General features: G+C 35.9%; 25 protein-coding genes, 1 tRNA gene and 1 pseudogene. 17 read left to right on the top strand and 10 right to left on the bottom strand.

What is annotated here, in order from left to right; all coding sequences use genetic code 11:
- Positions 1 to 181: 181 nt before the first annotated feature.
- On the top strand, positions 182 to 1,009 hold the full coding sequence (gene trhO / locus OOL03_RS01010) for an oxygen-dependent tRNA uridine(34) hydroxylase TrhO (RefSeq protein ID WP_264707436.1): 828 nt from the start codon (positions 182 to 184) through the stop codon (positions 1,007 to 1,009).
- Between the two features lie 178 nt (positions 1,010 to 1,187).
- Here the strand turns inward: trhO and topA are convergent, their stop codons facing one another.
- From topA to terL, 3 genes are all read right to left on the bottom strand, one after another.
- Positions 1,188 to 3,638, bottom strand: coding sequence for a type I DNA topoisomerase (gene topA, locus OOL03_RS01015; RefSeq protein ID WP_264707437.1), 2,451 nt, complete (start codon positions 3,636 to 3,638; stop codon positions 1,188 to 1,190).
- 87 nt (positions 3,639 to 3,725) lie between these two features.
- On the bottom strand, positions 3,726 to 3,815 hold the full coding sequence (locus OOL03_RS07115) for a hypothetical protein (RefSeq protein ID WP_419198969.1): 90 nt from the start codon (positions 3,813 to 3,815) through the stop codon (positions 3,726 to 3,728).
- Positions 3,816 to 3,914: 99 nt separating this feature from the next.
- A complete protein-coding gene (terL, locus tag OOL03_RS01020) occupies positions 3,915 to 5,366 on the bottom strand; it encodes a phage terminase large subunit (protein WP_264707438.1) in 1,452 nt (483 codons plus the stop codon).
- Between the two features lie 770 nt (positions 5,367 to 6,136).
- Between terL and OOL03_RS01025 the strand changes: the two genes are divergently transcribed.
- A tRNA-Arg gene (locus OOL03_RS01025) sits at positions 6,137 to 6,210 on the top strand.
- Positions 6,211 to 6,218: 8 nt separating this feature from the next.
- Here OOL03_RS01025 and OOL03_RS01030 read toward each other — a convergent pair.
- Complete coding sequence (locus tag OOL03_RS01030) at positions 6,219 to 7,169, bottom strand: complex I NDUFA9 subunit family protein (protein ID WP_264707439.1); 951 nt, start codon at positions 7,167 to 7,169, stop codon at positions 6,219 to 6,221.
- Positions 7,170 to 7,219: 50 nt separating this feature from the next.
- Complete coding sequence (locus tag OOL03_RS01035; protein ID WP_264707440.1) at positions 7,220 to 8,749, bottom strand: UDP-N-acetylmuramoyl-tripeptide--D-alanyl-D-alanine ligase; 1,530 nt, start codon at positions 8,747 to 8,749, stop codon at positions 7,220 to 7,222.
- A 183-nt stretch (positions 8,750 to 8,932) separates the two neighbouring features.
- On the opposite strand from OOL03_RS01035, the gene OOL03_RS01040 reads away from it, so the two are divergent.
- The 7 genes from OOL03_RS01040 to mdh are packed head-to-tail and all read left to right on the top strand — an operon-like array spanning position 8,933 to position 12,780.
- Positions 8,933 to 9,727 carry a hypothetical protein gene (locus OOL03_RS01040; protein WP_264705228.1) on the top strand — a complete coding sequence of 265 codons (795 nt, stop codon included), beginning with the start codon at positions 8,933 to 8,935 and terminating at the stop codon, positions 9,725 to 9,727.
- A gap of 22 nt (positions 9,728 to 9,749) precedes the next feature.
- A complete protein-coding gene (locus OOL03_RS01045) occupies positions 9,750 to 10,007 on the top strand; it encodes a hypothetical protein (RefSeq protein WP_006279579.1) in 258 nt (85 codons plus the stop codon).
- Between the two features lie 3 nt (positions 10,008 to 10,010).
- On the top strand, positions 10,011 to 10,379 hold the full coding sequence (locus OOL03_RS01050; protein ID WP_015589394.1) for an HIT domain-containing protein: 369 nt from the start codon (positions 10,011 to 10,013) through the stop codon (positions 10,377 to 10,379).
- Between the two features lie 18 nt (positions 10,380 to 10,397).
- A complete protein-coding gene (locus tag OOL03_RS01055) occupies positions 10,398 to 10,751 on the top strand; it encodes an NADH-quinone oxidoreductase subunit A (protein WP_006279576.1) in 354 nt (117 codons plus the stop codon).
- Positions 10,752 to 10,754: 3 nt separating this feature from the next.
- Complete coding sequence (locus OOL03_RS01060) at positions 10,755 to 11,261, top strand: NuoB/complex I 20 kDa subunit family protein (protein ID WP_006279574.1); 507 nt, start codon at positions 10,755 to 10,757, stop codon at positions 11,259 to 11,261.
- Positions 11,254 to 11,826, top strand: coding sequence for an NADH-quinone oxidoreductase subunit C (locus OOL03_RS01065; RefSeq protein ID WP_007548576.1), 573 nt, complete (start codon positions 11,254 to 11,256; stop codon positions 11,824 to 11,826). Before OOL03_RS01060 ends, OOL03_RS01065 begins: the two co-directional genes overlap by 8 nt.
- 3 nt (positions 11,827 to 11,829) lie before the next feature.
- Entirely contained in the window at positions 11,830 to 12,780 is a 951-nt protein-coding gene (gene mdh / locus OOL03_RS01070) for a malate dehydrogenase (RefSeq protein WP_253303333.1), read from the top strand.
- A gap of 27 nt (positions 12,781 to 12,807) precedes the next feature.
- On the opposite strand, the gene OOL03_RS01075 is transcribed toward mdh, so the two are convergent.
- The 3 genes from OOL03_RS01075 to OOL03_RS01085 are packed head-to-tail and all read right to left on the bottom strand — an operon-like array spanning position 12,808 to position 14,670.
- Positions 12,808 to 13,575, bottom strand: a complete 768-nt coding sequence (locus tag OOL03_RS01075; protein ID WP_182320547.1) for a TatD family hydrolase — start codon at positions 13,573 to 13,575, stop codon at positions 12,808 to 12,810.
- The gene (locus tag OOL03_RS01080; protein WP_007548581.1) at positions 13,572 to 14,018 is read right to left on the bottom strand and encodes an RNA pyrophosphohydrolase; all 447 of its coding nucleotides are present in this window, start codon (positions 14,016 to 14,018) and stop codon (positions 13,572 to 13,574) included. Before OOL03_RS01080 ends, OOL03_RS01075 begins: the two co-directional genes overlap by 4 nt.
- A 34-nt stretch (positions 14,019 to 14,052) precedes the next feature.
- Positions 14,053 to 14,670, bottom strand: coding sequence for an AAA family ATPase (locus tag OOL03_RS01085; RefSeq protein WP_022626414.1), 618 nt, complete (start codon positions 14,668 to 14,670; stop codon positions 14,053 to 14,055).
- A 179-nt stretch (positions 14,671 to 14,849) separates the two neighbouring features.
- Between OOL03_RS01085 and rsfS the strand changes: the two genes are divergently transcribed.
- The 4 genes and pseudogenes from rsfS (at position 14,850) to radA (ending at position 20,378) form a co-directional block, all read left to right on the top strand.
- Positions 14,850 to 15,167, top strand: a complete 318-nt coding sequence (gene rsfS / locus OOL03_RS01090; protein ID WP_264707441.1) for a ribosome silencing factor — start codon at positions 14,850 to 14,852, stop codon at positions 15,165 to 15,167.
- A gap of 231 nt (positions 15,168 to 15,398) precedes the next feature.
- Positions 15,399 to 16,649 carry a tyrosine--tRNA ligase gene (tyrS, locus tag OOL03_RS01095; protein WP_007548582.1) on the top strand — a complete coding sequence of 417 codons (1,251 nt, stop codon included), beginning with the start codon at positions 15,399 to 15,401 and terminating at the stop codon, positions 16,647 to 16,649.
- A gap of 730 nt (positions 16,650 to 17,379) precedes the next feature.
- Positions 17,380 to 18,202: pseudogene (locus tag OOL03_RS01100) on the top strand (IS5 family transposase).
- 832 nt (positions 18,203 to 19,034) lie between these two features.
- The gene (radA, locus tag OOL03_RS01105; RefSeq protein ID WP_264707442.1) at positions 19,035 to 20,378 is read left to right on the top strand and encodes a DNA repair protein RadA; all 1,344 of its coding nucleotides are present in this window, start codon (positions 19,035 to 19,037) and stop codon (positions 20,376 to 20,378) included.
- Here the strand turns inward: radA and ftsY are convergent.
- A complete protein-coding gene (gene ftsY / locus OOL03_RS01110; protein WP_264705222.1) occupies positions 20,365 to 21,276 on the bottom strand; it encodes a signal recognition particle-docking protein FtsY in 912 nt (303 codons plus the stop codon). The genes radA and ftsY overlap by 14 nt on opposite strands.
- Positions 21,277 to 21,464: 188 nt before the next feature.
- Between ftsY and iscU the strand changes: the two genes are divergently transcribed.
- The 4 genes from iscU to hscA are packed head-to-tail and all read left to right on the top strand — an operon-like array spanning position 21,465 to position 24,429.
- Positions 21,465 to 21,848, top strand: coding sequence for a Fe-S cluster assembly scaffold IscU (gene iscU, locus OOL03_RS01115; RefSeq protein WP_007548853.1), 384 nt, complete (start codon positions 21,465 to 21,467; stop codon positions 21,846 to 21,848).
- Between the two features lie 5 nt (positions 21,849 to 21,853).
- Entirely contained in the window at positions 21,854 to 22,258 is a 405-nt protein-coding gene (locus OOL03_RS01120) for a HesB/IscA family protein (protein WP_264705221.1), read from the top strand.
- A complete protein-coding gene (locus OOL03_RS01125; protein ID WP_264705220.1) occupies positions 22,251 to 22,703 on the top strand; it encodes an iron-sulfur cluster co-chaperone HscB C-terminal domain-containing protein in 453 nt (150 codons plus the stop codon). The genes OOL03_RS01120 and OOL03_RS01125 overlap by 8 nt, the downstream gene beginning before the upstream one ends.
- On the top strand, positions 22,681 to 24,429 hold the full coding sequence (gene hscA, locus OOL03_RS01130; RefSeq protein ID WP_264707444.1) for a Fe-S protein assembly chaperone HscA: 1,749 nt from the start codon (positions 22,681 to 22,683) through the stop codon (positions 24,427 to 24,429). Before OOL03_RS01125 ends, hscA begins: the two co-directional genes overlap by 23 nt.
- Before the next feature lie 7 nt (positions 24,430 to 24,436).
- Here hscA and lepB read toward each other — a convergent pair whose 3' ends face one another.
- Entirely contained in the window at positions 24,437 to 25,183 is a 747-nt protein-coding gene (gene lepB, locus OOL03_RS01135) for a signal peptidase I (RefSeq protein WP_010962911.1), read from the bottom strand.
- Positions 25,184 to 25,646 lie beyond the last annotated feature (463 nt).

The following is a 25,646-nucleotide window of genomic DNA, read 5'->3' on the forward strand; positions in this document are numbered from 1 at the left end:
GGAAATTGCTCTCAAATCACAATGTTCGTACAGCTATGGATTCATTCGCGGTATAGATTCCGCTAACGAGTAGCGGAATGACGGTTTTTCAAATTGTAGAGCCACTTTAGCTATAACAGCCGTACTATTGAATATCTTTATAATTTTGTATATCATGTTTTTAGTTGATAAGTGAATAATCATGAGCTTCGTCATTGCAACTTTCTATCATTTTGTAGAACTTTCTAATTATTATGACATGAAAGAAGAAATAAAAGCTGCATGCGACAACATTGAATTAAAGGGTACTATACTCCTTGCAGAAGAGGGTGTTAATGCAACAATATCTGGTGAAAGAAACGCAATTGATAAAATATTCGATTTTCTACGTTCTGATTATAGGCTAAGGGACCTTACATGGAAAGAGAGTGCAGCAGAATATCAACCATTTAGCAAGATGAAGGTAAAATTAAAAAGAGAGATTGTGAATCTTGGTGTAAGCAATCTTGATATTTCCCTTAAGGGTAAATATGTTGATCCAGAGCATTGGGATGATTTTACTTCTCAACCTGACGTTTTAGTAATAGATACACGAAACGAGTATGAAGTGAAATTAGGCAAGTTTAAGAATGCAATTAATCCACACACACAATGTTTCCGTGAGTTTCCTCAGTGGACAGAGTCATTTTCTGAGAGTAAAGACCTGAAAGTGGCTATGTACTGCACTGGTGGGATTAGATGCGAAAAATCTACAGCATATATGAAAAGCCTTGGATTTAGTGATGTTTACCATCTTAAAGGCGGCATTCTTTCTTACCTTGAAAAAACTTATAATAAAAATGGTAATTGGAAAGGAGAATGTTTTGTTTTTGATGATAGAATTGCTGTTGATAACTCACTTACTCCAAGCAACACAATAAAATGCATATTCTGCTCAAATCAAGTTTCAACTGATAAACTGAAATCAGTTCCACGTGGCCAAGTGGTTTGTTCTGATTGTAAACTTCAGTGTTATAGCTATAATAAATAAAACATCATACTGCTGCAGTTGTATGCACGTTGTGATTTGAGAGCAACCTCTACCAGAAAGGGTGTCATGCCAGTGCCCAGACACTGGCATCCAGGTTCTTTTTTTCTAGATTCCAGCGTCACACGCTGGAATGACAAAAAAGCTGATTTTTAACGTAGATAATGGTTATGCAAGAAGTCTACTTCTTACCCTTAATCAACTCTAAAGCCTTCTCCAGATCTATACTCTCAATATCTGCACTCTTGCCTAAAGCAACGTTTGTTTTACCGCATTTTATATAGAATCCGTACCTACCGTTGCAGATAAAAACTTCTTTTCCTTTTTCATTAAGCCCGAGAGATTTTAACTCTTTGCGTGGACTGTTTGCAATAATTTGTACGGTTTCGCTCAATTCTGTATTCAGCACCTCTTTGGAGCTTTTCTTAAGAGAAAAGTATTTACCATCATAGAAAATATAGTATCCAAATCGTCCAAGGCCTATTTTTACTTCCTTTCCGGTTTCAGGGTGTTCTCCGATTACTTTTGGCAAGGAAAGTAACTGAGTAGCGGTGCTCAGATCAATATCATTAACATTTATATCTTTTGGTATAGAAACCGCCTTTTTCTTTTCTGACTCATTATTAAACTGCAGGTAAAGCCCAAAAGGACCTTTTTTAATTACTACCTCTTGTCCTGTTATATCATCTATACCTAAACTTTTTGGATATTCTGAATTGTCGTTACTACCTGTAATTTCTTTTGTATGGTTGCATTCAGGATAGTTAGAACATCCAAGGAACACCCCGGCTTTTCCAAAGTTCAATTTCAATATGCCACCTAAGCAATCAGGACATTTCGTATTCACCTCTTTTTTTCCTTCTTCTGAACAAAACCAATCGATTACCAAATCGTGAATTCCGCTGAAAACTTCATCATGCGTCATTTGCTTGACAGAGTTTACATGACCAAAAAATGGCACCCAAAAGTGGCCTAATTCTTTTTTCCAATCTGCATGTCCATTTGAAATTAAATCAAGCTTCTCTTCCATTTGTGCTGTGAAATCATACTCTACACAACGCTGAAAAAAAGTTTCTAAAAATATAGTAACGATTTTACCGCGGCTGCTTGGAATAAACCTTTTGCTATCCAATGAAACGTACTCACGATCTTGTAATACCGAAATAATTGTTGCATAAGTTGATGGTCGACCTATACCGATTTCTTCCATTTTTTTTACGATACTTGCTTCACTATAACGAGGTGGCGGTTGAGTGAAATGTTGTTTTGGCTCAACTGAAATCAGCTTACACGCTTCCCCTTCCTTCATGGCAGGTAGCAGGCCTTCATTTTCGGCTTCTATGTTATCTTGGTAGACTCTATAAAAACCATCAAAGAATATACTCGACCCACTTGCTCGCAGAACTACTTTTTGATCAGTAGAACTAATTTCAACTACCACTTGATCAAGGATCGCCGACTCCATTTGACTTGCAATGGTCCTTTTCCAGATTAAATCATACAATTTAAATTGCTCTGGCGTTAAGTAATCCTTAATACTACCCGGCGTTCTATTGATATCAGTTGGACGAATTGCTTCATGTGCTTCTTGAGCATTTTTGACCTTTTTTACATATTTACGAGGAGACTGCGGTAAATATTTATCACCATATAATGACTTAATTGATCCTCTAATTGAGTTTATAGCCTCATCTGCAATATGAAACCCATCTGTACGCATGTAAGTTATCAACCCTACAGTTTCACCACCAATATCGATACCTTCGTATAAATTTTGCGCTACTCGCATAACATTTTTCACGTTAAAATACAGCTTATTTACTGCATCTTGCTGAAGACTTGAAGTAATAAACGGAGGAAGCGGGTTTCTCTTAACTTGCTTGCATTCTACTGTGCTTACAGCATATTGCCTTGACTCAATCTCCCTGACTAAGTTCTTTGCTTCTTCTTCATTCTTAATATCAAATTTTTCTAGCTTTTTATTGTCATAGTGGCTTAGCATAGCAAAAAAAGCCTCATCTTTGCTATTTTGCATTTCTGCTTTTATGCTCCAATACTCCTGTGTTATAAATTTACTAATTTCATCTTCTCGTTCGCATATAATCTTTAATGCAACAGACTGCACTCGCCCTGCAGACTTGCTTCCCGACAATTTTGTCCACAGCAGTGGTGACAAACTAAATCCAACTAGATAATCCAAAGCTCTACGTGCTTGTTGTGCACGCACTAAATCCATATTAATTTCACGTGGATTTTTTATTGCTTCTTGTACTGCTCTTTTTGTTATCTCATTAAAGACTACTCTATAAATGTTGTTTTCATTACTGATTGCTTTCTTTTCTTTTAATGTCTCTATCACATGCCAAGCCATTGCTTCCCCTTCTCTGTCTGGGTCTGTTGCAAGATATATATCTGATGTTTTGCTTGCGGCTTTTACTAACTCTTTTATATACTTTTCTGCTTTTTCAATGGTTTCATACTTTATAGCAAAATCATTATCCGGATCGACAGAACCGTTTTTTGCTGGAAGATCTCTCACATGTCCAAAGGATGCAGCTACTTTGAACTCTTTACTCAAATATTTACCTATTGTCTTTGCTTTCGCAGGTGATTCAACTATTAATAATGCCATATTGTTAATTATTTTAGTACTTAAAGATAATATGTTGAGAAATATACAATGAAAAGTAAAAAAATATTTTAATGGTTCTTGTGAATTTTACGAACCGGGTTGTGGGACCTTTTCAGAAAACCCTTGGACGTTGCTATTTTTAAGTGACTTTGAAGGCTCATTACAATAGTATATGATCGCAGCAGCAACGAGAAGCTAGATTCCAGTGTCAGCTACTTGCATGACAAAAAAAGGAGCGCTGGGATGACATCCTCCCTTGTGGAAATTGCTCTCAAATCACAATGCTCGTATAGCTGCAACCCTGGAGGTACTGTTTCTCACCCACTGGAGATATTGCACGGTACTATCTACTTGATCATCGTGTCGAGTTTCAGGAAACATTAAAATCTCATACTCAAAATCGTTCAGCCATACTGCTTGATGTGGCAGAAAAACCTTGCCAGACTCTATAATCGGAACAATTTGATGAAATCGAGTGAGCTTACCATCATGTGGCACTATTTCAATAATCGGTAAATCACTGTTTGTCTTTAGCTCTTGCACCAATTGTTGACCACTTGTTTTTGCTTCGATTAAAATTGCGTGTGGCGTCCATCTTGCAGCTAGTGACAAAACCTGTTCTTTAAGCTTTGGATACTCAAGCTTTGCGCGATATACGTCGAGTAAATAGAATTTATTATCTATTTTTGCCCAGGTGGTGCAGACACTAAAGTTGCTCATGTTACTTGTTGAAACCGCAGTATCCCAACTTTGTGTTATATGCGAGAGATTATCAGGAAATTTTTTATAGCGTTTCAACCACTCTGGTTTAATTATACCACTTGAAAGCGGCAGAGGGTTTTGTTGATATTGAGCAGCAAAAGCGTAACTCCCAAGTTCAGCTTTTATTATCTCAACTTCTTCTTTTCCTCCATCGAGGGGATATAACAACTGACCTTCTTCTCTTGAATATAATATCCTTACAGGTGACGCTGGTTTATTATATAATCGCCTGGTCGCACAGTGCTGAGCTACTCGGATGATAGGAACGGGAGGTATTGGCTTTTTGATTGAATAAATAACCTGCTTATTTTCAGAAATCATTGGCAAACAAATATGATGCCATATGTTTTTTGGCTTGGAGAGAAGGTGTCCAGTTAAGTCCTCCTGGTGTAGCCTGTGCATTACAAGAACGATGACTCCTTTTTTTCTATCGTTCAGCCTGGTTACTAAAGTCTGATCAAACCAGTTTGTGGCACGCTTTCTAAGCGTTTCACTCAAAGCTTGAGCAGAACTGAGCGGATCGTCCACAATGATAAAATCACCACCTTCACCAGTTAGTGTTCCACCAACTGATGTTGCGATTCTGTATCCTCTCTGCACTGTTTGAAATTTATATTTGGTATTCTGGTCTTTGGATAGTTCTATCTCTGGAAATAGCGCTCTATACCAACTAGACTGCATCACGCACCTGGTGTCGAGCGAGTGCTTTTCGCTGAGCCGCTGAGAATAACTTGCAACTATTATTCTCGCAGTTGGTTGGTTTCCCAGTATCCATGCGGGCCACGCAACGCTTATGCACATGGACTTCATCGAGCGCGGAGGCATATTGAATATTATTCGTTTCACTTCACCAGCGCTCGCTGCTTCCAGCCTGTCTGCTATGACTTTTATATACTGATAATCGTTATACTCACACCCCGGCACTACCGTTTGAAAGCACAGTTCAATGAATTTTAGAAAGTTCATGATATAATGTTGAAACCAACGCGTGACGCTGGGATGACAAAAAAAGGAGCACTGGAATGACACCCTACTTAACCGTCATACCGCGATTCATTCGCGGTATCTCTTAACATAGATCCCGCTAACACGTAGCGGGATGACGGTTGTTGTTTAGCTATAAATATTAAGAAATTTACCAAATGAAAAAAAAGGCAAAAGAAACCCTGGGGTTATTATCCGCTTTAAAATATTGGCGTTTTTTATGTTTTAAACGCTTGACAAGCGAGATTCAGCCGCTTTTAATTGCAACTAACCTACGCTGCAAATGTTTAAGAAATTTACTAAGCAGAAAAAAAGACAAAGAATCCCCGAGTTAGCTAGTCTTTTACTATCTCTGTCGAGTATTGGCATTTTTTGATGTCTTGTAACGCTTTATAAGCGCGTTCAGCTTATTTAGATAAAAATCTAGATGTAGATGAAGTTTTGTAAAGACATACAGTATCTATATACTGCAAAAAATTGAACATAAGACGCCGATACATTAAGTAATCCTTACCTTTTAATCTGCAGATTGGCGAAAGCAAATACAATAGCTTCACTATCATGATAAGGGCGCTGGCGAAGGGTGTCAAGTAAGTTTCTATATAATATTTTCTAAAATAAATAGACTTCTCGCATCCAATTTTGGCAGCGCGCGACACACAACTGCAATGACAAGGTGTCGCAAGATAAACATCATATTCACACGAAGTACTTGACTTCACTTGTACTAAGAAGCATTTTATATATGTTGTGTGCCCGTAGCTCAGCTGGATAGAGCAACAGCCTTCTAAGCTGTGGGTCGTAGGTTCGAATCCCACCGGGCACACTCTTTTATCAATACTTTCTATAAATCTTCAAGTACTCTGGCACCACATTTTCAATTGCTAATGGTCGAACCTTCATTGTTTCAAGGTCAACTGACTTTTCGATTGAACTATTCATCATAACTTTCACCTGATCTTGAGTAAGCATAGGGTTCGTATCTCCGGTTATTGGTTTTAACAGCATAGAAATAATTTTATTTTCTAAAAAGAAAGCTATTAACTTTGCCATTGGAAAAGATACATTGATCAACAAACACTTTCTGTTAGTAACATTCAGAATAAACTTCAATAAGCTTTTGAAAGAGTAAACCTTTGGTCCACCCATGTTATAAATTTTCTTGTCTTGCTTATTAAAACTGATAATACGATATACCACTTCAGCTAAGTCTGTTACACATATTGGCTGAAATTTAGTTGTTCCATTGCCAATTAGTGGTAAGAAAGGAAGAATAGTTGCTAATCTTGCAAATTTATTAAAGAAGTTGTCTTCTTTACCAAATACAAGGCTTGGCCTAATTATTATTGCTTTTTGAAATGCTGAAGTTACAGCTTTTTCACCTTCCAATTTACTTTTGGAATATTTTGACAACTTGCTATTTTCTATTCCCATAGCAGAAAAATGTATCATCATAGGTACATTTTTCATTTTTGCAGCTTTTGCTATCCTTTCAGCTATTTTAACGTGAACAGCGTAAAAATCGTGCTTTTTTGCTTCATATAATATTCCCACTAAGTTTATAGCTACATCACATTCTTCCATACCATCCAGAACTGATTTTTCATCAAAAAAATCGCCTTTAAATACTGATATTTGTCCTAAATTGCCACACAATTTTAAACAAGCAGCTTTTTCCTGATTACGAGTGAATATCTTTATTAAATATCCTTCTGCTGCCAAGCGTCTTACGATGTGTTTCCCTATAAACCCCGTTCCACCAAAAATAATTACATGTTTTGTCACAATTAAAGTTCCTAATAATTTGTTACTGTAAATTAATACAATGATTTCGCTTAATATTTTATTACGAATTCCCGTACAATAAGATCCATTTTCATTCCTCGTGAGCCTTTAACTAGAATTGCGTCATTATTCTGAATAATGTTAGCTAAATCACTTTTCAATTGATTAGAATCATTAAAATGCGTGCCTCTTATATTATCTGGCAAAAGCTCATGCAATTCTAACATAAATTTACCAACTGTATAAACTTTATCTATATTATTTTCTGTGATAATCTTAACCAAATCTGTATGAAACTCTATGCTTTCATCACCAAGTTCCAACATATCACCAAGCAAAGCTACTTTTCTCTGATTAGAATATGTACTCAAAGTTTTTATTGCAGTTTTCATCGAAGCAGGGCTGGCGTTATAGGAGTCATCAATTAAATGTATATATTTTCTATTGTATTTGACCTTATGAATATTGCCTCTACCTTTCGCTACACTAAAATTCTTAAGTGCAAGTGGTAATTTTGATAAATCAAGTCCGAGGCTTTGCACAACTGCTGCAACAGCAAGTAGCGAATAAGCAAAATGCTCACCTTGTACATGTAAATTACAGTTTATAATTTGATTATCACTCAGCCTGATTTTTAAACTTAATCTATTAGCAACTCGGTTTGATGTCATTCCAGCGCGTGACGCTGGAATCCAGTCTTTATTATACAACCGTCTGATATGCTCATTTGCAATTGAACTTCCTGGATCCAAGTAGTCAAGCACTGGGATGACAGAAGATAGTGCTGAAATGACAGAAGATTCATCGTTTCTTATTAAGTTTAGTAAACAAACTTCAGCATTTTTATCTTTACCGAAGCTTATTACATTTCTATTGGCGTGTGATGAGAGATAATCATAATATTTATTATCTCTGCTTAAAACCAAAGTACCGTTATTTTTCATACCATACAGAATTTCTAACTTCGCTTGTGCAACGTCAAATAGTGATGAAAAATTTTCAGTATGTGCAGGTTCGATGTTGGTAATAACTGCAATATTCGGATTACTAATTTTTGATAATTCTTTTATTTCACCAGCTTTATTCATTCCCATTTCAAGAATTAAGTACTGGCAGTTTTTTGGAGCTTTCAGAATTGTCAAAGGCAATCCTATATTATTATTTAAGTTACCTTCGTTTGCATGGGACACTCCATATTGCGATAAAACAGTATGCAGCATATCCTTTGTAGTGGTTTTCCCGACACTGCCTGTAACTGCAATAACTTTAGCATCAATAAGAACATTTCTAATGTAGTATGATGCCATATCGTGCAAAGCTTTCAGGGTATCTTGTACAATCATGAGAGGGAAACTTTTATATTTACCCTCACTCACTATTGCAGCGACAGCCCCTTTTAAAAACGCTTCATGCAAAAAATTATGGCCATCAAAATTCTTTCCCTTGAGGGCAATAAATAAATCACCTTTTTTTATGCTTCTTGTGTCCGTTGAAATATTTGAGCTATGTATCCAATTACAACCATTTACGTCTCTTCCGCCAGTTGCATCAATGATATTATTTGTGTTCCATTTAAACATAATTTAGAGTATTCTTTATAATAAATTGAACAATAAAAGTAGCGAAAATACTACATGTTTTAGACAATGTGCAAATAATGGTTGCAATCCCTATAATTCTATCTTATAATGGATATAGAAGTTTAAATTTTTTCGTCTATAATTAAAATGTATTTAGTTATAGAAACTACCTTGGAGGTATGTATGGCAGAATCTATTTGGGCTAAGATAGGCGGAGCAGTTAAAACAGGTGTAGAAGCTACAGGTCGGGTGTTTGCTCTTGTGCCTAAAGCACTTATTTACCCTATAAAGAAGCCGTTTGCTTCAACGGGTGAAATGAAACATGATGCTACAGTTTCGTTAAAGAAAGCTGTTGGTATAGATGTACCTGAAGAAGAAAGGGAATATGATCCACCTATAGAAACCACACAGGCTAGTAAGGATCTTGGTGTACAAATAACAGAGCAAAAGAAAGGGATAGGAAAGGTAAGTTTTTTAGTGTCAAGAACTCTGACGGGAGATATACCTTATTTGAATGATGAACAATTGAATAAAATAAAAGCACTAAAAAGTGAGTATTCAAACATCACTATACATAGAGAAGAAAATAAAATTGTAATTGAAGTTGATGTTAAAAAAATAATTGAAGACATTAAAACTGACTCTAAAAATAAAGGAAAGAGTCCAGAGGAGATAAAAAAGCTTGCTATTGAAGAAATTAAACAAAAAGTTGACGGTAACCTTAAAGATCTAGCAAAAATTACTGGTGGAGAATTTAAAGTTCACACAGACTTAAAATTGCTGTATGGTATTGCAGAAAAATTGTATAAGGAATATGATAATCAAAAGCAGTCATCAGAAGCTACGAAACCTGCAGGACTTACAAATAGCGAAGGGTTACTAAAGGCTGGTCAGCCTTCAGTAACTATAGCTTCAGGTGAGAAAAAATGGGCGCAAGAAGCTATAAAGCCAGGTAAGTCGCAAAGTTGTGGAATGTAAAAATAAGTTATAGGGGAGTATTATGAGTGAAGCTAAAAAAATAGAGGAAAGACATCATAGTCTCACTGTTCCTGGGGATATGTATCACTTACAACCAGGAGTTATTACTGGAAAAAGGGTAAGTGGAATAGAACCCTTTTTGAAAGAACAGCAGGACATGGTAAAAGTAAGGGAACTTGTAAGCTCTTTAAATCTTGAAGATGCTTCTGGTGAAGCGATAAAACCACTATCTACACCTAATGTAGAGAAAAACGAAGAAAGAGGGAAAGGTCGCTCTTAAAATATGAGCAATGAAGTTTATGATAGCGATAACATCTTTGCTCAAATATTAAGAGGTGAGTTACCTTGTGAGAAGGTACATGAAAATGAAAATGTACTAGCTTTTCATGATAAGTACCCTGACGCACCAGTTCATATTTTAGTTATACCAAAAAATCAATATATTTCATATGATGATTTCATTCTAAAAGCTCCTGAAGAGGAAATAGCGGATTTCTTCAAAACTGTAAGAGAGATAGCACACAAATATAATCTAGAAAAAACAGGATATAGATTAGTCACTAACTACGGTGAAAATGGAGAGCAGGTTGTACCACACTTTCACGTGCATATTTTAGGTGGTAAAAAGTTAGGAAAGCATGTAAACTCATAGTGTTATATGTTTTGTTAAATGAGCGAATATTTAACCATAGTAATCTTTATCTGCGTATCAATTGTAGTATCTTTTGCTTTAGGTATATTGCCTATGTTTCTTGCAGTGAGTAAGCCAGATGGTGAAAAGCTTTCCACATATGAGTGTGGCTTCAATCCACTATCCAGTGCAAGAAAAAATTTTGACATTAAATTTTATCTAGTTTCAATATTATTTATAATATTTGACTTAGAAATTGCTTTTCTTTTTCCTTGGGCTGTTTCTTTATCTAAGATAAGCTATGGTGGATTTTGGTCTATGATGGTATTTCTTGCAATACTCACTATAGGTTTTATCTATGAATGGTGTAAAGGTGCATTAGAGTGGGAGTAGTTTATGACAAATCAAATTCTATCTAATGATGACTGGGGTCGTTATAAAAAAGAAGGGTTTCTTGTCACTAAATTTGGTGATTTAACAGATTATGTAATGAATTGGGCAAGGTCTGGTTCATTGTGGCCAATGACATTTGGTCTTGCATGTTGCGCAGTTGAGATGATGCATACTGCATCCAGCCGTTATGATCTTGATAGATATGGTATAATGTTTCGTGCAAGCCCACGTCAATCAGATGTGATGATTGTTGCTGGCACACTAACTAATAAAATGGCAGCAGCATTGCGCAAGGTTTATGATCAAATGGCAGACCCGAAGTATGTTATTTCCATGGGAAGTTGTGCAAATGGTGGTGGTTATTACCATTACTCTTATTCAGTAGTCCGAGGCTGTGATAGAATTGTGCCAGTTGACGTGTATGTCCCTGGATGCCCACCAACCGCTGAGGCGTTGCTATATGGAATGCTATGCCTACAAAACAAAATAAAACGGACTCGGAATGGATAAAACTGCAAAGTATATACAAAAAAAGACCAAATGCGAGTGCATTCAAAAAGATGATGGCATTATTGTAATATATTCAACTTTAGATGAAATTGAAAAGCACCTATTCTTTCTACGTGATGATGAAAAGTGTAGGTTTGAACTATTAGTTGATATTTTTGGGGTTGACTATCCAAATAGAGAGAAGCGCTTCGAGCTAATATACAATCTGCTCAGCATTGTGCATAATATTAGAGTACACATAAAGCTTCAGTTATGTGAAAGCGACATGCCTCCAAGTGTAGCGAAGATATTTAGTACGGCTTTGTGGTTTGAGCGTGAAGTGTTTGATATGTATGGAATAGAGTTTTCTGATCACCCTGATTTGCGTAGGATTCTAACAGACTATGGATTCAAAGGTCATCCAATGTTAAAAGATTTCCCTCTCACTGGTTATGAGGAAGTAAGATATGATATAGAGACAAAAAAGGTTGTGTATAATCCTATAGATTTACCGCAAGATTTTCGTATGTTTGATAGCTTATCGCCTTGGGAAGGTAAAACCATAAAAGTAAATACAAAGGAGTAGAAAATGACAGTACAAAGAAAAAAAATATCTTTAATCGGTGCAGGAAATATCGGTGGAACTCTCACCCATATGATTGCACTAAGGGAACTCGGTGATGTTGTTTTACTTGATATTAGTGATGGAATACCACAAGGTAAAGCACTCGACATAGCAGAATCATCCCCTATTGATGGATTTAATGTCAATATTACTGGCACAAATAGGTATGAAGATATAAAAAACTCCGATGCAATTATAATAACCGCTGGCATCGCTAGAAAACCTGGAATGAGCAGGGATGACCTCCTGCAAACCAATGCTAAAGTAATGAAGGAGGTTGGCGAAAATATTAAAAAATATTCTCCAAACGCGTTTGTAATAGTGGTTACCAACCCTTTGGATGCCATGGTTTCAGTGGTGCATAAATTTTCAAACCTTCCAACTAATATGATTGTTGGCATGGCAGGAGTGCTTGATTCTTCCCGTTTTCGTTACTTTCTTGCAAGTGAGTTAAATATCTCAGTTGAAGATATATCTGCTTTTGTTCTTGGAGGACATGGCGACACTATGGTACCACTAATCAATTGTGCTTCAGTTGCTGGAATTCCACTTACTCAAATTATCGATATGGGTCTTATCACACAGAAAAAAGTCGATGAAATAGTTGAACGCACTCGCAATGGCGGTAAAGAAATAGTTGATCTGCTTAAGTCTGGATCTGCATACTACGCTCCTGCATCTTCAGCTATATGCATGTTAGAATCATATTTAAAAGATAAGAGGCGCATATTACCATGTGCTGCTTACCTTAATGGTGAATATGGTGTAGAAGATTTGTTTATTGGTGTTCCTGTAATTATTGGAAAAAACGGAATTGAAAAGATCCTAGAAGTTAAAATGAATGATAGTGAACAAGAAATGTTTAATAAGTCTGTAAACTCGGTGAGAGAGCTGGTGAAATCTTTAGGTTCATAAGCAAATTAATGGTTTTATAGAGCTTCTTTATAGCTCAAACAGCCTAAAAAAGTTGCTTGTGGTTACCTTCGCTACTTGTTCTGGTGACTCATTCCACAACTCTGCCAAACAATCAACAACGTATTTCACCATTGCTGGTTCATTCTTTTTTCCCCTATAAGGCTCAGGTGATAGATATGGTGCATCAGTTTCGACTAAAACACGCTCGCGTGGTACATTTTGTGCAATTTCTCTGAGTAAGCTCGCATTTTTAAAAGTAATAATTCCAGAAAATGAAATATATAACCCCAAATCTATAGATTGATAAGCAAGTTCTTTAGAGGAAGCAAAGCAGTGCATTACTCCACTAAAAGCACCGGCTTTCATTTCTGACCTTAACATATCGATCATCTCATTATCAGCGCTTCTTGTGTGAATAACTAAAGGTAGTCCAGTTATTCTTGACGCTTCTATATGTAATGCAAAACTTTTTTTCTGATTGTCTTTGTTGTCAGATTTATAAAAATCTAACCCGGTTTCACCGATACTAATTACCTTTTGGTTCTTGGTAAATTCAACTAATTCATCAACATGTATACACTCACCGTTTTCTATAGCAACATCAAGCGGATGTATACCAACGGAGGAGTAGACCTGATCATAGGATGAAGAAATTTTTAATAACTTAGGAACATCGTCAATGCTTACGCATATGTTATGCAAAACCTTTACACCATTTTGCTCTGCCCTTGAAATTACTTTTGGTATTTCATCGTCAGAAAAATAAATCAAGTGGCAATGAGAATCTACTATCATGAGCTTATTGTTGAGGCTTTTATTATAGAAGAAAACTCTTCTATCACTGTTTTATAAACTTCTTTTTTAAATGATATAGCACTGGCTACTAAACTATCTATACCTTGCCAACGCCACTCTTTGAACTCTGGATGACCAGTATAATTAATATCAATGTCCTCATCCTCTCCGCAAAACTTCATTAAGAACCACCTTTGCTTTTGACCAGAATATTTTCCATTCCAGCATATTGGTATAACTTCTTCAGGCAAGTTGTAGTATATCCAATCCTTGCTTTTAGTTATAACCTTTACTTTATTAGTACCAACCTCCTCTAGCAACTCACGTAACGCTGCTTGTTCCAGTTCCTCACCATCATCAACACCTCCTTGTGGCATCTGCCAGTAAGAATCGCTATCAAAGCGTTTTCCAATAAAGGCATGTCCTTGTCTGTTAAATAGCATTATGCCAACACAAGGACGGTACTTATCTTTCTGCTCAACCACGAGTACGCTCTGTTTTTAAATGATTTGTTACAGAAGTTTTAATTAATTTTCCATTTTTTTCTTTCTTCATCTCTTCAACAATTTTCTTTGCAACTTCCTTTGCACTCAAGTTCGAGTTATCAATTTCAAGCGAACCCTCAGGTATAAATAGCCTTTTCCCTTCAATTTTCTTTATAGCAAAATCCGGATCAGTAATTTTATTTTCCTGATATCTCTCTTCTGATTGGACACGTCTTACTAGTTTTTCATTATTACAATGTAATACTACAGAAAAAATTTCCATGTCCATTTTTTTACTTAAATTTACCACTGAGTTATATAATCTTTGGTCATAGGGATCACCCTCTATCAATTCATTTGTAAATATATAATGTTTTGATTTTACGTAGTGTTTTTCCAGTATTGCTAATACATTTTCCCTAACTGCAAAAATTTTTTCCCATAGGTCATCTGGAACTTCAGCGTTTTGTAATTTAACAATATCAAATATAATATTATTGAATAGATTATTGCTTACTATTACTGCACCAATGATTTTACACAGTTCCTTTGCAGTAGTAAACTTACCACTGCCTGGAAAGCCGATTAAGTAGATGAGAGTCTTGCCCATAATGAATACTAGTAAAAAGCTATTTTCAATTATATAAAAAGTATATACATTGTACATGCTAAAAACATGATGATAAAATAGATGCAGGTAATACCTTTAACAAGTAGTTGCGTTGAAAATAGTTCATATTTAGAAATTTTGAGTATATAATTATAAATGAATCATATAACCTGTAAACAATGCTTAGCGATATGAAATCGATAAGAAGTACAATTGAAGAGATAATAGATCAAAATAAAGGTCATGATATAGTAATTTTTGATGTGCAGAATAAAACCGTTATTGCAAAATATATGATTATTGCATCTGGTGATTCAAGCCGTCACGTTAAAGCTTTAGCTGAGCACGTAATAAAAAGCCTCAAGCCACATGATAAAATAGATGTAGAAGGTATGGATGAAGGCAATTGGGTGGTTTTGAATTTTCAAGGCATAATGGTTCACATATTCAGGCCGGAAGTAAGGGAGTATTATAAAATAGAAGAGTTATGGAATTGATTATCCAGATAGCTGGTACACAATTGCACAAACGTTGTAATTTTGAAGGCAACTCCTGCACAGGTAGTGGTGTCATGAAAGTAGCTGACACTGGAATCCAGTTTTTCATGCAATTTCATCGAAAACGTTGTATAGTGTGCTTGTTTATAATTAAGTTCCAGTGTCTGGGCACTGGCTTCTCTATTAGGGTTACCTTCGGCATTAATGACAGGACAGACTGGGGTTTATAAAATGAAACACGCATCTGAATTTTTAAATTTCATCCAAGAAAGAGGGTACCTATACCAATGCACAAACATTGAAGGACTAGATCAATTATTATTGCAGAGCAATTATATAGTTGCATACATTGGGTTTGATTGCACAGCACCAAGTCTTCATGCTGGTCACCTAATTCAGATTATGATGCTCTGTCACCTACAAAAATTTGGTTATAAGCCGATAGTCTTACTTGGAGGTGGCACAACAAAAATTGGTGACCCATCCTTCAAAGATAAAGCAAGAAGCATCTTGCCTGTAGAGAACATCAATCAAAATACATCCAGTATAAGGAGAATATTAGAGAAAATGGTGTCTTTTAATGACAGCAAGACTGGTGCAATGATAGTAAATAACGCAGATTGGTTGGATAACATAAAATACATAGATTTTTTGCGTGATATAGGAGCTTATTTTTCTGTAAATCGTATGCTAAGTTTTGATAGTGTGAAAACCAGGCTGGATAGAGAGCAAACCTTAAGCTTTCTGGAATTTAATTACATGCTATTGCAAGCTTACGACTTTATTGAATTAAACAAAAAATATGATTGTCGTCTGCAGATTGGAGGGTCAGACCAGTGGGGAAATATAGTAAACGGAATTGAACTTGGAAAAAAGTTGAATTTACCTGAGCTATTTGGCCTTACCATGCCTCTTTTATTAAATGCACAAGGAAAAAAAATGGGCAAAACTGAAAGTGGAGCAGTGTGGCTTGATGATAATATGCTAAAGCCTTACGACTACTGGCAATATTTTCGCAACGTTGATGATCAAGATGTTGGACGTTTTTTAAGATTGCTCACTGATGTGCCAATTGATGAGATTAGAAAATTAGAGTCTTTAAAGGATCAAGAAATAAATGAAGCAAAAAAGGTCTTGGCAACAGAAGTGACAAAAATATGTCATGGTGACAAAGAAGCGGAACTTGCACAATTTGCTGCAATTTCTGCTTTTGAGAATGAAGATAGCTCACTACTTCCTGATTACATCATAAAAAAAGAACAAGTTGCAAGCGGCATATCCTTAGTAGACCTACTACATGACACCGGTTTTGAACCTTCAAAAGGCGCTGCAAAGCGTTTAATACAGGGCAACGGATGCAAGATTAATGATAATGTTGTAAACAATATTGATCATGTAATAAATTTCGAAAGCTTTAAAGATCAGCCATTTATAAAATTATCTGCAGGAAAGAAACGCCATATAAAAGTTGTGGTAGATTAGGTCTCGAAGTAAGAAAACAAATTTTATACAAGTGAGAAATTAGATATGGAGCAAATTTTCAAAATTCGAGAATTATGTATAAAACAACTGGAAAGATAGTAGAAAGCGAAATTCTATTATATATAGCTAAAGTGGCTTAGGTTTACCTACAATTTGAAAAACAACAAATTCGTCATTCCGCTACTCATTAGCGGAATCTATACCGCGAATGAATCCATAACTGTACGGACATTGCAATTTGGGCCTACCAGGAGGGCAATGCCTCTTATCCAAGTACCCTCTTCTTGTCATCCCAGTGCTTGACACTGGGATGGCTTTGTTGCATCGCTACTTATGAAAGGCTAACTATAGTTAGGATTATAAGCAACCTATTGAAAATCTTGTTTTTTTGCAATCAATCTGATCAAATTTAAGAATAGTAATTTGTTATTTATATTAATAAATTTAATTCTATTGAAAATAGCTAAAGCATTGAAATTCTTGAATTTTAGCCAGATTAGTGAGTGGTAGTGAAATTTCTTTTACTCAAATTTAGGTATTCACTGACCGTTCTTGTTATAAATACCAGAATAATAAGCTACTGATATTCCCTATCTTTTTTATCTTTAATCCATCATAGCTAGCGATGCAACAAAGCCCACTGGGATCCAGGAATTTTATTAAGTTGGTAAGAGGTTGTCCACAAACCAAGGAATACGTAGTATATAAAGAAAGAATATTGAGGTAAGAGATGAGGAAAAAATATCCAACAGATTTAAGTAAAAGGGAATGGGCAAGAATAGAAAAACACTTCAGAGTATCGTACAAGAAAGGAGGAAGGCCACCAAAATACAGTAAGTGTGAGATAGTAAATGCAATTCTTTATATACTGTGCACAGGATGTCAATGGCGCTATTTACCATACGATTTTCCGCCGTGGAAGGCTGTGCATGAACAGTTTAGAAGATGGAAAAAGCAGGGAATTTTTGAGAAAATGAACTATGATATCACTAAATATAGTAGGTCAAAAATGGGAAGCCGAGCGCATGCATAGTGGACAGTCAATCGGTAAAAACCACGGAAAAAGGGGGGTCAAAGGTTATGATGGTGCGAAAAAGGTAAAGGGGAGAAAAAGACATATAATCACAGATACTCAAGGATTTGTGCTTGGTTGCTATGTAGGAGCTGCAAGCGAAAATGACAGAGATGGGGTGAAGATGGCATTGGACAATATGAAGGAAAAATACAGCAATATTAAGAAAATGTGGGCTGATATGGGATACCAAGGAAAAGATTTAAAGGATTACGTAAAGAGAGAATATGGGATAGATATTGAAATTATCAAAAGGCCTCCATGTAGGTTTTGGGTACATAAAGATACACCACTAGAACTATTGCCACAACGGGATCCTGGATTTTCAGTACAGCCGAGAAGGTGGTTGGTAGAGAGGACTTTTGCTTGGATCAATAGAAATAGAAGGCTATCAAAGGAGTACGATTTACTTACAACATCTACTGAAAGTTTCATATATCTGGCTATGAGTAAAGTTATGTTAAGTAGGGAATATGCTTGATTTACTGGTTTGTGGACAACCTCTTACATAACCATATAACATTGGGAATAGAAACAAAAAACTTGCTTGACACCCTTCGCCAGCCCCCTTATCATGAAACTGAAGCTATTGTATTTGCTTTCGCCAATCTGCAGATTAAAAGGTAAGGATTACTTAATGTATCGGCGTCTTATGTTCAATTTTTTGCAGTATATAGATACTGTATGTCTTTACAAAACTTCATCTACATCTAGATTTTTATCTAAATAAGCTGAACGCGCTTATAAAGCGTTACAAGACATCAAAAAATGCCAATACTCGACAGAGATAGTAAAAGACTAGCTAACTCGGGGATTCTTTATCTTTTTTTCTGCTTAGTAAATTTCTTAAACATTTGCAGCGTAAGTTAGTTGCAATTAAAAGCAGCTTAATCTTGCTTGTCAAGCGTTTAAAACATAAAAAACGCCAATATTTTAAAGCGGATAATAACCCCAGGGCTTCTTTTGCCTTTTTTTTCATTTGGTAAATTTCTTAACGTTTGTAGCTAAACGACAACCGTCATCCCGCTACGTGTTAGCGGCTAAGAGATACCGCGGCGGTATGACGGTTTGCGGCGGCATGACCTCGTCATTCCCCTACGTGTTAGCGGGATCTAGAGATACCGTGACGGTATGACGGTTCGCGCGGTGGCATGACCTCGTCATCCCGCTACGTGTTAGCGGGATCTATGCTTTGAGATACCGCGAATGAATCGCGGTATGACATAGGGAACCCTTTCTTGGGTTAGCTATAGATTTACTTCGCATATTCAGCTAATTTTTATTACAATTACAACAAAATAATTTTGGCTTTGATGAAAACTGTATATGTATGTCAATCCTGTGGTCACAGCACTGGTAGGTGGGTAGGGAAGTGCATCGCATGTGACAATTGGGATACAATTGTTGAGGAAATAGCAGTAAAAACGGGCAAAAGAAGTATATCTGCACCAATTTTAATAAAGACGTTATCGGGTAGCGAAATTATCACTCCAAGTCGTTTTTTAACAGGAATAGAAGAATTAGATAGAGTTTTTGGTGGGGGTATCGTTCAAGGTGCTAGCATTTTAATTGGTGGCGAACCTGGAATTGGGAAATCCACCCTTTTGCTTAGAATTGCAGCTAATGTTGTGCAACTTTCCTCTTTTGAATGTCTTTATGTATCTGGCGAGGAATCTTTAGAGCAAGTGAGTCTCAGAGCAAAGCGTCTTAAGATAAATGAACCTAAAATTAAGCTTTTATCTACAGTGTCTTTAACTGATGTAGTAGCAACAATAAAGGAAAATAAAAGTATTAAATTTTTAGTAATTGACTCTATACAAACAATGTATGATAGCAGAATTACATCAGCACCAGGAACTGTAACTCAGGTCCGCACTTGCGCACATGAATTAACCATTCTTGCGAAACAATATGGTATTTCTCTTTTAATAGTTGGTCATATAACTAAGGATGGACAAATAGCTGGACCTAAAACTTTGGAGCATATGGTGGATACGGTATTATATTTTGAAGGTGAAAATAGCAATCAATACCGCATTTTACGTACTATTAAAAATAGATTTGGCCCTGCAAATGAAATTGGTGTTTTTGAGATGTCTGAAGCAGGATTTGTGCCTGTTGATAACCCATCATCATTGTTTCTGATGGCCCATGACAGAGAAGTAGTTGGCAGCGCCGTATTTGCAGGAATTGAAGGTTCAAGACCAATTTTAATGGAAGTGCAAGCATTAATAGCAGGGACTAATATGGCAACCCCAAGAAGGGCAGTAGTTGGGTGGGATATTAATAGATTGGCTATGATCATCGCAGTGCTAAATGCTCGTTGCAAAATGTTTTTGCATGATAAAGAGGTATACCTAAACATTGCAGGGGGACTCAAAATACAGGAACCATCGGCTGATCTTGCTGTTGCTGCTTCCCTTATTTCAAGTGTAGTAAATTTACCGCTGCCAACTTCTTCAATAATCTGCGGTGAAGTTGCACTTTCAGGAGAAATTAGGAATGTCTCGCATGCTGATCTCAGACTAAAAGAAGCACAAAAGTTAGGATTCAAAAAAGCAATTATGCCTAAAAATGGTAATTACTCTTCTCACGATATTGAGATAATTAAGCTTGGTCACGTAAGGGAATTAAGAGAAATTTTTAATTACAATTAAATAACGCTTCAGCAAATTCTTTGCTAGTAAACTCCCTTAAGTCCTCTATATTTTCGCCAATTCCTATAGCATGTAACTTTATCTTATAAGCTTCTGCAAGTCCAATTACCACTCCGCCCTTAGCAGTGCCATCTAACTTTGTTACGATTAGCCCGGTAACATTAACCATTTTGCTAAATGCTTCTAATTGGCTATAAGCATTTTGGCCGGTAGTTGCATCAAGAACTAAAATAACGTCATGAGGGGCAGTGTCATCCAATTTCTTTATCGTTCTATATATTTTTGATAATTCCTCCATAAGGTTCACATTATTTTGCAGCCTTCCTGCTGTGTCAATTAGAACAACATCAACGCTATCTTTCATAGCTTGACTTACAGCTCTATATGCCACACTCGCAGAATCGCTACCGTACTCTCCAGTAACGATAGAACAACCAGAGCGTTCTGCCCAAATGTTTAATTGTTCACTAGCAGCAGCTCTAAATGTATCGCATGCAACAAGCATAACGGACTTTCCCATCTCCTTATATTTATATGCGAGCTTACCTATAGTTGTGGTTTTACCATTACCGTTTACTCCGCATACCATTATTATGTGGGGTTTTTTATCCAAAACTAACGGCTGCACGACTGGATTTAATATAGCTTCTATTTCATTCACTAATTGCTGCGTGATAATATTATACTCAACTTCCTTGTCAAACTTGATGCTTGTGAGCCTATCGATAATCAACTTAGAAGTTTTATGACCAATATCCATGCTAATTAGCAATTCTTCTAGCTCATCTAAAAGCGACTGATCTAATTTTTTTTTGCCAGAAAAAATACTTTTCACCCCGTCGCTAAAGCGAGAAGAAGTTTTCAACAAGCCTTTATAAAGGTTACTAAACAAACTCAAGGGATACTCCTTTTAAAATTCAAACTTAATTACAATATAAAGAATGACACGCACTACGTGTATTTGTAAAGTTAAATACGACGTTTTACGTGCATTCTGAAAGTAAAATTCCCGTGATACTAGTGTATTTTACTTTAGTTTTTAACTTAAATGTGTTATAATAAATGTAGTGGTTCACAGGTAGTTTTATGAGTTATAATGAGAAAATATTAGATCATTACGAAAATCCAAGGAATGTTGGCTCTCTGGATAAAAATGATCCAAATGTTGGCACTGGTCTAGTTGGTGCACCATCGTGCGGTGATGTAATGAAACTGCAGATAAAGGTCAATGACAAAGGTGTTATTGAAGATGCAAAATTTAAAACTTTTGGCTGCGGTTCTGCCATTGCTTCAAGTTCTTTGTTAACAGAGATGATAAAGGGAAGAACCATCAGTGACGTTACACAGATAAAGAATACTCAAATAGTGGAAGAGTTGTCTTTACCTCCAGTGAAGATACACTGTTCGGTACTTGCTGAAGATGCTATAAAAGCTGCTATTCATGATTATCAAAGTAAGCAAAAGAATTAAGAAGCATGAGTGAATATCAAGAAGTAGGCGGAGGTGAAACTGTAACAAAGAATAAAAAACTTATCACCATAACTGCAAATGCAGTGGAAAGGGTAAGGTATTTATTGGACAAAAAAAAGCATACTAACCTTGAAGAAGCAATAGGAATAAGAGTGCTAATTAAGCAAAAAGGATGTTCTGGTTTAAAATATGACATTGAATATGCGTATGATATTCGTCCTTTAGAGTCGATAATTGAGGAAAACTGTAGTGATGGCCAAAAAGTTAAAGTGTTGATCGATCCAAAGTCCGTCATGTTTATTCTTGGCTCTGAAATGGATTATGTAGAAGAAAAATTTTCATCGGGTTTTGTTTTCAAAAATCCTAATGAGAAAGGAAAATGTGGTTGTGGAGAGAGTTTTCATGTCTAGCAACTATTTTACATTGTTTGAAATCGAACCAGCTTTCAATATCAGTTTTGATGAGTTAGAGAAAAAATATATCGAGCTAAGCAGGACTGATATAAATGAAAGACAGTCCCAAAACATGGAAAATATTAACAGAGCTTATCAGATACTAAAGTCACCGCTAAAACGTGCTGAGCATTTGTTGAATCTTTTTGGTGTGGCAAAGGATCATCCGAATTCTGAAATATTAAATGAATCAATAGAAATAAGAGAGTACTTACTAGACTGCGACGATCTACAATTTGCAAGCAGGATGATTGATGAAAAAATAAAAGATTGCGTTAAAAACCTAATTAACACTTTTGCTGTAAAGAATTTTGATGGAGCTGCTACACAGGTCTTAAGATTGAAATATTTATATAAGTCATTTGAGGAGGTGAAAAAGAATGCAACCAATTCAAATTTCTGAACCAAATTCAAGTGAAGTAGTTTTTGGTATAGATCTTGGTACTACCAATTCTTTAATTGCCATGGTAAATAAAGCTGGCAATGTGGAGATATTTAAAGATGAACAAGGAAGAGAGCTACTGCCTTCTGCTCTTTCATATGAAAATAATACATTGAAAACTGGCTACGATGTCGGTCAAAATGCAATCTACTCAATAAAGCGTTTAATGGGTAAAAGTGTTGAAGAATTAAATAAAGAAGGCGTCAATTTTGAAATAGATCATGAAAGCGAAAAAGTTATTAGAATAAAATGCGCAGAGGAGAAGTATCTTACTCCTGTTGAGATTTCTGCTGAGATATTAAAAGCTTTATGCAAGAGGGTAGAAGAGTCTATAGAGATGAAAGTAAAAAAAGCAGTGATTACTGTGCCAGCTTACTTTGACGATTCAGCACGTAACGCAACCAAATATGCGGCAAAATTAGCTGGAATAGAAGTTCTTCGCCTCGTTAACGAGCCAACCGCTGCAGCGCTTTCTTACTCCATTGAAAAGAACAATAGCAGTGGAATATATGCAGTTTATGACCTTGGTGGCGGAACGTTCGATATTTCGATATTGAAATTGCACCAAGGAGTGTTTCAAGTCCTTGCGGTTGGTGGTGACACCAAACTCGGCGGTGATGATTTTGATCATTTGCTGAGTTCAATTGTGATTGATAAGTATAGAGAAAAGACGGCTAAGCAACTAAATTCCTTACTTATCGAATCACGCTCTGTGAAAGAGTACCTAAGCAATCACACTATAGGTATCTTTGAATTTAATGTTAACGGCAAGCCATTTGAGTGCGAAATTACCAGAGAAGAATTCGAGCAGGCAATCAGTTCTTTGGTCAATAAGACTATCAATATAGTCACTCGTACTATAAGCAACATAGATCTTAAAATTGATAATATAAAAGGAGTAATTTTAGTTGGTGGCGCAACTAGAACACCATTGGTTCAAAATTCACTAGTCAAACTCTTTGGAAATAAAGTACTAAATGACGTGGATCCAGATAAAGCAGTTGCCATTGGGGCAGCTCTGCAGGCTCATGATTTAACTTCGAGCTCAAAAGATAGGAATATTCTCCTGGATGTTTTACCTCTATCACTTGGCATAGAAACTATGGGAGGCATAGTTGAAAAAATCATACCAAGAAATACGCCACTGCCAGTTTCAGAAACAAAAGAGTTTACAACTTATATTGATGGGCAAACAGCAATGAAAATTCATGTTTGTCAGGGAGAACGTGAAATGATAGAGGATAACAAATCTCTAGCGCAGTTTGAACTAAAAGGTATACCGCCACTGCCTGCAGGTTCTGCAAGAGTTGAAATAGAATTTACAGTTAACGTTGACGGAATCTTGACTGTTACTGCAAGAGAAAAAACTACTGGAATTGAGCAGACAGTTAAAGTAAATTCAAGTTTTGGCTTGAGTGAAGCTGATGTTCAAAATATGGTTAACCAGTCAATAAACAGTTTTGACGAAGATATGAAGGCTCGTTCCCTTGCAGGTGCTAAAATTAATGGAAATAAACTCATACACTTGGTTGAAAACAATAATAACCTTTCCACTGATCAAAAGTTGAAAAACCTATTACAAAATGCAAAAAACGCTTTACAAGGCAATGACTTGAATGAAATTAACAACACTATCGCCGAGTTAGAAAATTCTTCTTTAGAGTTGTGTGAATTAACAAATAGGTAGAAAAAGCTTACACAACCTTGTGCAATACCCTATTTAATCTCAAAGCAACAGGTAACCTGAAATTAAATGGTAACCAATCGACCTTTCCTAATTTAAATGATAAACCAACTATGCTTACACGCCCAATGATATTTTCCATTGGTACAAAACCAACTTCAGGAAACCTACTATCTAAAGAATTATTTCTATTGTCTCCCATAACGAAAAATTGATCGTTAGGTACATAATAAACCGGAGTGTTATATGATAGCTTATTAGAAATGTCATCTACCAAAATCTCATGTTCCTTGCCACTTAAAAGCGTTTCTATATATCTTGGTATGTTACGATTTGACTCATAATCAAAAAAACTTTCAATTTGCCTTCGCTCTACTTTCTGATCATTTAGGTATAATTCTCCCTCTATCATTTGCACTTTGTCACCTGGTGTTCCTATTACTCGCTTAACAAACCTGATGCTGTCATTTCTTGTGGGTTTGAAAACTACTATGTCGCCACGCTTTGGAGGGGTATAAAAAATCCTGCCGCTAAAAATGTTTGGAGAAAATGGAAAGGAGTGTTTACTGTAACCGTATGAATATTTACTAGTAAAAATGTAATCCCCTTCAAGTAGGGTGCTTTTCATTGAACCAGAAGGTATATGAAATGGCTCGAATAAAAAACTACGTATTGATAGCGCAATCAACAGTAAAAAAAACAATGAAGATAAAAATCTTCCCGTTCTTATCACCCAGTTTTTGCTTAGTTCTTCCAACTTTTCCAACTTTGTTTTTCTTATAGATTAAGCTTATTATAATACATAAATTAAAAAATGGTAATATGAAATTTTACTTGTGAATGTTATTCCTCTATTCAAAACAATTTTGAAAAGGCGGTTCATTTCTTTCAACGGTGTCATCCAAGTAGCGTGACACATAACTGTACGAACATTGCAATTTGCAGGTGGCAGATGAAAGTAGCTGATGCACATCTGTACGAACATTTGCTTTTGTTAAGGTAATATGGTGTTATGAAAGTAGCTGACACTGGAATGGCTTTGTTGCATCGCTACTTATGAAAGGCTAACTATAGTTAGGATTATAAGCAACCTATTGAAAATCTTGTTTTTTTGCAATCAATCTGATCAAATTTAAGAATAGTAATTTGTTATTTATATTAATAAATTTAATTCTATTGAAAATAGCTAAAGCATTGAAATTCTTGAATTTTAGCCGGAT

Origin of the sequence: Wolbachia endosymbiont (group A) of Acrocera orbiculus (assembly GCF_947250015.1) — a bacterium.
GTDB classification, from domain to species: domain Bacteria; phylum Pseudomonadota; class Alphaproteobacteria; order Rickettsiales; family Anaplasmataceae; genus Wolbachia; species Wolbachia pipientis.